The organism is Microbacterium sp. C448 (assembly GCF_000582705.2).
GTDB lineage: Bacteria > Actinomycetota > Actinomycetes > Actinomycetales > Microbacteriaceae > Microbacterium > Microbacterium lacus_A.
Window position 1 is genome coordinate 629 of the sequence record NZ_HG779841.1, and the last position, 2,232, is coordinate 2,860.

2 protein-coding genes are annotated in these 2,232 nt (G+C 68.3%); both read right to left on the reverse strand.

Annotated features, from left to right (window positions below; genetic code table 11):
• Positions 1-1,222 (reverse strand): HNH endonuclease signature motif containing protein (locus MIC448_RS16180; RefSeq protein ID WP_199484471.1); only part of this gene is annotated, 1,222 nt, incomplete at its 3' end.
• 152 nt (positions 1,223-1,374) lie between these two features.
• Complete coding sequence (locus MIC448_RS16185; RefSeq protein ID WP_051514267.1) at positions 1,375-2,001, reverse strand: hypothetical protein; 627 nt, start codon at positions 1,999-2,001, stop codon at positions 1,375-1,377.
• Positions 2,002-2,232 lie beyond the last annotated feature (231 nt).

Sequence of the window (2,232 nt, forward strand, 5' to 3'; positions counted from 1 at the left end):
GGTTGTGGGCGCAGGTGGTTCCGCCGTGGGCCCAATCCTTGCCGTGGTCGATGTCGCAGCGGTGGACGGGTTGGCGGCAGCCGGGGAATCGGCAGTGTTCGTCGCGGGCGCGGAGGAAGCGTTTGAGGTCGGCGTTGGGGGTGTAGCGGTCGACGGCGAGGATGCCGCCCGTGATGGGGTCGCTGAGGACTCGGTCCCAGCCCGAGGTCATGCCGGCGAGGTGGCGGGCGGTGTCGATGTCGATGGGGGCGCGGCCGACGAGTTCGGCCGGGTCGTCGCTCAGGCCGGCGAGGGAGAGGGCGGGGACGGTGACGTGCACGATCGCCCTGATCGCGCCGAGTCCACCGAACCCGAGCGACGGGTCCGCCGCGATGGTGGGGTCGTCTTGGGGTGCGCTGGTGAGCAGCATGTCCGCGAAGATGTCGGCGCGGAGTTGGTCAATCGTGCGCGGGTCAGGGGTGAGCTCGGGCGTGCAGTCAGAGGTCTCGGCACCCGCACCACCCGTCGGGGCGGTGTCCGTGCTCGCGGCGACGGCTGCGGGCCCGAAGGACGCACCGGGCTGGGCGGCGGCGTTGCGGACGGCTCGGGCTTGTTGCGTCAGCCTGTCGTAGATGCCGTGGACGAGGGTGGCGGGGCCGACGTAGGTGAGTTCGCCCATTCCGTCGGGCCGGTCGGTGACGGTGACGGCGCGGTCGGCGCGGGCATCGCGGTGTCGTTCGGTGACGGTGCGGGGCTGGAACCGCTCCGCGAGAGCCTCGACCGCGGGGCGCAAGCGAGACGGCGAGAGGTTCTCCGCCCGGGAGACCGCTTCGGTAGCAAAAGCGATGCGGGCTTCGGGGTACTGGATCGGGGTGCCCGCGTCGACGATGACGCGGGCGTGGCCGACGAAGATCCGCCCGGCTTCGAGGGCTTCGAGTACCGGTGTGAAGTCGTCCGCGAGCACGACAGCATCGTTGATCTGCCGTTGTAGCGTCCGGTCGGATGCACGGACCGCGAGGGCGAGTTCCGCGGCGATCGAGCGGAGGTGCATCTCCCGCTCCCGCGAATCTGAACGCAACACCGCCGAACGAGATGCCGCAAGCTCACCCGCCCCCGCGAGCAGTCGAACCTCCGCCGCGTGCACCTGTGCGGCCTGCTTGCGCAACGCCACGATTCCCTCGACTAGACCGAGGACGGGGGCGTCGTCGAGCGCCTCCCCAACCACGGTCTGATTCGAACTCATGTTCGATACTCTACGGACGGTCTCCGACATCCAAAGCCCGAAAAACCCCGCCATTTCGGCCCAAAACGGGACTTCAGGATGAGAATTCTCTCACGTTCTCCCGGCCGGAGAAGAGGCCAAGAAATATCCCCGCACCAGGGTCGAGACCGCCGCTACGGCGTGAAACCGGGAGGGGCAGTGATCGAACCGAGCTCCGATTTGGTGCTCGCGTACCGTACCTGTCCGTCCACGAAGAGGTAGGTCGTGCCGTAGCCCTCAGCGTCAACGATCGGCATCATCTGGGCATCGTCGGCGGTGATGTAGATACCTTCCGCGGCGTCCTCGCGGCGCCAGCCGCCTTCGAGGATCAGGTCTGAGATCGTCGCCTCGGCGTCGGCGACCGGCGCCCATCCGAGCCACGTGAAGTTGTCGGTCGCGACGCTGTGGTCTTCCATCCACTGACACAGGATGCCGTCGGTGACCGGCTCGCCGGCGATCAGCCAGGTCTGGTCTCGAACTTGACCGGTCCAGCCGGCCGCTTGGTATCGCGCCAGCGCGTCGGGCGACATCGTGTTGTCACAGGTCAGCTCGATCGACGGCGCGGCGGGCGCGGCGTCGGATCCGGCTGAGGTGGACGGCGAGGCGGATCCGGCACCAGGCTCGGTGCTCGAGTCAGACGCGCTCGGGTTCGCCCCAGACACACTCGGGTCCGACGATCCGGCGGCGGTACAGCCCGCCAGCAAGACGGCGGCGGCAATACCCGCGCCGACCAAGAAAGTCCGGACGGTACGTCGATACATGGCTCATCCCCATTCGCCTGGGCGCGTCAGCGCCTGGTCCCCCCGCGCCGCGGGCTCCCCGGCCCCCAGCGCGTCGCTTCCGACAATAGGACAGCCGCCCCACACCTCGCACGCACGCCCGCAACACGAGACGAAAAAGAAATCTCGACCACCTGCATCCGCGAACCGGTCCCAAACGGAACAACTCTTCAGACGGCGCGAATGTCCCGCGTCAAGTAGTTGGCAGGGATT